We start from the raw sequence: 4,941 nt of genomic DNA on the forward strand, positions 1-4,941 counted from the left end.
CGGACCCCCCCCTCCCCCTCCCGGCCCCCCCAGCCCAGGGCCGGGGCCTGCGCGCGCGCGCCTTCCGGGGGGCGGGCAGGATGGGGTGCGCCGCGGTCGGCGCGCAGCTCCTCGGTGAGGCCGACCAGGCTCGCCAGGACGGCCGGGGTGAACCAGTCCGGGCGGGTCGCGAAGAGGATGTCCTCGGAGGCGGTGTTGCCGCTGGCGCCGGGGGCGAAGGGACAGCCGCCGAGGCCGCCGAGGGCGCCGTCGACCATCGTCGCGCCCGCCCCGACGGCGGCGAGGGTGTTGGCCACGCCCATGCCCCAGGTGTCGTGGCCGTGGAAGACGATGCGGCGCGCCGGTGTGCGGTCGCGGACCGCCGAGACCAGCGCGCTCACCTGGCCGGGGTGGGCCTGGCCGAGGGTGTCGGCCAGCACGATGTCGGCGGCGCCGTCGGTGCGCGGATCGTTGGCGATGGCCAGCACCCGCGCGGGGTCGACCGCGCCCTCGAACGGGCAGGTGAAGCTGGTGGCCAGGCAGAGCTGGATCTCGCCGCCCGCCTCCTGGGCGAGGCGGATCGCGTCGGGCATGGCCGCGACCGAAGCCTCGGTGTCGCGGCCGATATTGGCCTTGTTGTGGCTGTCGGAGACCGAGAAGCAGTACTGGAAGTTGCGCGCACCGGCCGCGGCGGCCTTCTCGATGTGCCGCGGTGTGGCCACCCAGACCCAGCATTTCGCCAGCTCGTCCGGGGTGAGGGCGGCGATCAGCTCGAGCGAGTTGGCCATCGGTGGCACCAGGTCCGGCCTGGCCATCGAGCCGATCTCCAGCGCGGGCACGCCAGCGGCCAGCAGCCGCCGGACGACGTCGATCTTCTGCTCGGTGGGCAGCACCTTGCCGGTGAGCTGCAAGCCGTCGCGCAGGGTCACATCCCGCAGCAGCGGGGCGGTCATCGCCGCTGGTCCGGTTCCTGGGCGGGCACGCACATCACGCCGCCGCACGGTTTGTCACCGACGCTGGCGGGCGTCGGATGCACGGTCGGGCGCACATGGCCCGGCCCGCGCTGTTCCCACTTGCTGCGCACCGGTGGGCGGCGTCTGCCGTGTACTCGCCTGCTCACGATGCCTCCAGCGCGTCGATCTGATCTTCGCTCATTCCGAGCAGCCCGCCGAGCACTTCTCTGGTGTGCTCGCCGAGGTCGGGGCCGACATTGCGGATCGGCAGCGACTGTCCCCCGATCACCGGGACGATGCCGGGGAACCCCACCTGCTTGGGTTCGGGCTCGCCCACGTCGACGGGGAACGACTGGATCATATTGCGTGCGCGGTACTGCTCGTCGGCCACGATGTCGGCGGCGGTGTAGATCGGGCCGCACGGGATGGCGGCGTCGTCGAGCAGTTTCAGTGCCTCGTCACGGGTGCGCCGGCTCGACCATTCGGCGATCGAGGCGTCCAGGCGTTCCCGGTTGCGCCAGCGGCCCGCGTTGTCGGCGAGCTCCGGGTCGGCCGCCAGGTCGGGACGGCCGATGACCTGCATATACCGCTGGAAGATGGCGTCGCCGTTGCCGCCGATGATGATGCTGTAGCCGTCGCTGGTCGGGTAGGCATTGCTGGGCGCGATGCCTTCCATCCGGCCGCCGACCCGCTCCCGGTTGATGCCGTAGGCGAGATGGTCGGGGACCAGCGATTCCATCACCGACAAGATCGACTCGTTGAGCGCGACATCGATGATCCGTTCCATCTGCGGCACCTGACCGGTGACCCGCTCGCGCTGGAACAGCGCCATCACCGTGCCGAACGCGGCGTAGATGCCCGCGAGCGAGTCACCGATCGACACCCCCACGCGCACCGGCGGGCGGTCGGGGTCGCCGACGAGTTCGCGCAGGCCACCCACGGCCTCGGCGACGGCGGCGAACCCCGGCCGCGCGGCCATCGGGCCGGTCTGGCCGTAGGCGGAGATGCGGGTGATGACCAGCTTCGGGTTCACTTCCTCGAGCACCTCGGGGCCGAGACCCCATTTCTCCAGCATGCCGGGGCGGAAATTCTCCAGCAGCACGTCGCAGTGCCGCAGCAGATCGAGCACGACCGCGCGGCCCGCCTCGGTGCGCAGGTCGAGCACGATCGACTTCTTGTTGCGGTTCACGGTGCGATACAGCATCGAGGTGTCGCCGCCGTAGAGCCGCCAGTTGCGTAACTCGTCGCCCGTACCAGGGCGTTCCACTTTGATCACCTCGGCGCCGAAGTCGCCCAGAATACGTCCGGCGGTGGGAGCGGCCACATAGTTGCCGAGTTCCAGGACGCGCACTCCGTCCAACGGCCGAATCTGTTCCGCCACCCCGCGACTTTAGCTCCCCCGCCTCTCCGCGACTTCGGCGGGCTCACCCGCCTCTCCGCGACTTCGGCGGGCCGTCCGGCAACTCGACCGTTGACAGTCGGTCTCACCTCGGGTGTCTGGCAGGTGGGAGGTGGTTGGGGAGTTACCCATGTCCTCACCTGGTCAGTTGGTTGCCAGTTGTCTTAGCTGAGGTTCTCCCGCAGGTAGGCGATGTCTTCGGCGACGCCGTCGGCGGGCGTCTCCAGGATGACCGGCGCCCCTGCCGTGCGGCAGACCTCGGCCAGCAGTTGCGGGTCGATGGTGCCGTCGGCGAAATTGGCGTGCCGGTCGGCTCCGGAGTCGAAGTCGTCGCGCGAGGAGTTCAGGTGCACCAGGTCGATGCGGCCGGTGATCGCCTTGATCCGCTCGACGACGCCGACCAGTTCCTCGCCGCCCGCCCAGGCGTGGCAGGTGTCCAGGCAGAAGCCGGCGTCGTAGTCGCCGACCGCGTCCCAGAGCCTGGCGATCGAATCGAAATGCCTGGCCATCGCGTGATTGCCGCCCGCGGTGTTCTCGATCAGGATCGGCACGGCGAATCCGCCCTTGTCCTGCTGGCGTTCGAACAGCTTGCGCCAGTTGTCGATTCCGGTGTCGAGCTCGGCGTCGGAGCGCACGTGCCCGCCGTGCACGACCAGGCCGAACGCGCCGAGCTCGGCAGCGGCCTTCGCCTGCTGGGCCACCGCGTTGCGCGAGGGCATCCGCAGCCGGTTGTTCAGGCTGGCCACATTGATCTGATAGGACGAGTGCACGACGACGTCGATCGGACTGGCCAGGATTTCGGCGGCCTTGGGATGCGGCTGCGGTTTGTCCCAGCTCTGCGGATCGACCACGAACATCTGGATGACCTCGGCGCCGAGCTTCTCACCGAAGCCGATCGGATCGCTCTCGTCGCGAACGTGTGCTCCAATGCGCATGATGCCACCCTAATCCGCGGCACCGACATGATCGGCGATGTTGCACTCGGCGGGCATCGGGAGATACATCGGTAGAATTCGGACGGGTGCTTCTGCCCTGGAGGGGGTGACTTCGCGGTGTTGCGCAAAGGCGACGTGTTCGCCGGGTACACGATCCGGCGCGTGCTCGGTTACGGCGGGATGGGCGTGGTCTATCTGGCGCGGCATCCCCGGTTGCCCCGGCTGACCGCGCTGAAGCTGCTCAACCGCGAACTGTCCGCCGACGACGAGAGCCGCGGCCGGTTCGAGCGCGAGGCCGACCTGGTCGCCCAGCTCGAGCATCCCAACATCGTCAACGTCTACGACCGCGGCAACGACGACGACCAGCTGTGGATCTCCATGCAATTCGTGGCGGGCACCGATGTCGCGACGGCCGACGTCAACGTGCTCACCCCCGACCGGGCGGTGCAGATCGTCGCCGAGACCGCGACCGCCCTGGATTTCGCGCACGCGGGCGGTGTCCTGCACCGCGACGTGAAACCGGCGAACATCCTGCTCGCCAAGCCGCCGATCGGGCGCCCGGAACGGGTGGTGCTCACCGACTTCGGGATCGCGGCCGTGCGCGACAGCGAGACGACGCTGTCCTCGGCGGGCAGCATCACCGCCACCCTGGCCTACGCAGCACCCGAACACATCGCGGGCGCTCCACTCGATCACCGCGCCGACCAGTACTCGCTGGCCTGCACCCTGTTCTGGATGCTGACCGGCTCGGTGCCGTTCCCCGGCCCCAACCCGGCCGCGGTGATCCAGGCGCACCTGAGCAAGCCGGTGCCGCCGCTGCGCAGCCTGCGCCCCGACCTGCCGTCGACCCTGGAGACCGTGCTGGCCAGGGCCACGGCCAAGCAGCCGGGGGCGCGGTACGCCAGCTGCACGGAATTCGCCCAGGCGGCCAAGGCCGCGCTGTTCGCGGTGCCAGGCCCCTGGCATCACCACCAGCAGCCGACGGCGACCGGCGTGGTGCTGCGAGCGCGCGAACCGTATCCGCAGCAGCACTATTCGCGACCGGCCACGCCGCCGCAGCCGCATCAGCAGGCGCACCCGACCACCCCGGCCCAGCCGCATCAGCACGTACCGCGACCGCCGACGAGCGCGGTCCCGCCGCGGCGCGGGACGCAGCGGCCGGGCACCATCGACTTCCCCGGTGGCCGTAACCATCCCGGCTATATCGTGCCGCCGCAGCCGAGGCGGCCACCGTGATCGGTGCGGGCTGGACGGTCGCTCTACGAGCAACCGTCCGCCCGGTCGGCTGCTGCTAAGGTTTCGTTGATTTTCCCGTGGCGGGCCACCCGGCCGCGGCTTTCTTGCTGTACGCGCGTGTGCTGGTGGGTCCCGGCGCACGGCGGGAAGTGGAGCAGACATGCTGGCCAACGGAGATGTCTTCGCCGGCTACGTCATCGAACGGCAGCTCGGCCGTGGTGGCATGGGTTCGGTCTACCTCGCCAAGCACCCTCGCCTACCGCGCATGACCGCGCTGAAGTTGCTCAATCGCGAGATGTTCTTCGATCAGGAGGTGCGGGCGCGGTTCGAACGGGAGGCGGACCTGGTCTCGCGTCTGGATCATCCGAACATCGTCACCGTCTACGACCGCGGGCTCGACGACGAACAGCTGAGGATCTCCAAGCAGTTCATCGACGGA

6 protein-coding genes are annotated in these 4,941 nt (G+C 69.7%); 2 read left to right on the forward strand and 4 right to left on the reverse strand.

The window, feature by feature from the left end; translation table 11 throughout:
- The 4 genes from ACFWPJ_RS24625 to ACFWPJ_RS24640 form a co-directional block, all read right to left on the reverse strand.
- Nucleotides 1-932: hydroxymethylglutaryl-CoA lyase (locus tag ACFWPJ_RS24625; protein ID WP_378854751.1), on the reverse strand; the 932-nt coding region annotated here is incomplete at its 3' end.
- Nucleotides 929-1,099 carry a hypothetical protein gene (locus tag ACFWPJ_RS24630; protein WP_357343337.1) on the reverse strand — a complete coding sequence of 57 codons (171 nt, stop codon included), beginning with the start codon at nt 1,097-1,099 and terminating at the stop codon, nt 929-931. The genes ACFWPJ_RS24625 and ACFWPJ_RS24630, both read right to left, overlap by 4 nt.
- Nucleotides 1,096-2,313, reverse strand: a complete 1,218-nt coding sequence (locus ACFWPJ_RS24635; protein WP_378854752.1) for a CaiB/BaiF CoA transferase family protein — start codon at nt 2,311-2,313, stop codon at nt 1,096-1,098. The genes ACFWPJ_RS24630 and ACFWPJ_RS24635 overlap by 4 nt, the downstream gene beginning before the upstream one ends.
- Nucleotides 2,314-2,495: 182 nt before the next feature.
- Nucleotides 2,496-3,266, reverse strand: a complete 771-nt coding sequence (locus ACFWPJ_RS24640) for a deoxyribonuclease IV (RefSeq protein ID WP_378854753.1) — start codon at nt 3,264-3,266, stop codon at nt 2,496-2,498.
- Nucleotides 3,267-3,383: 117 nt separating this feature from the next.
- Here ACFWPJ_RS24640 and ACFWPJ_RS24645 point away from each other — a divergent pair, with 117 nt between their 5' ends.
- Nucleotides 3,384-4,502 (forward strand): protein kinase, encoded by a 1,119-nt coding sequence (locus ACFWPJ_RS24645; protein WP_378854754.1) that lies wholly within the window; start codon nt 3,384-3,386, stop codon nt 4,500-4,502.
- A 160-nt stretch (nt 4,503-4,662) separates the two neighbouring features.
- The coding region (locus tag ACFWPJ_RS24650) for a protein kinase (RefSeq protein ID WP_378854755.1) at nt 4,663-4,941 on the forward strand (279 nt) is incomplete at its 3' end.

Source organism: Nocardia sp. NPDC058497 (genome assembly GCF_042720195.1).
In the GTDB taxonomy this organism is placed as follows: Bacteria; Actinomycetota; Actinomycetes; order Mycobacteriales; family Mycobacteriaceae; genus Nocardia.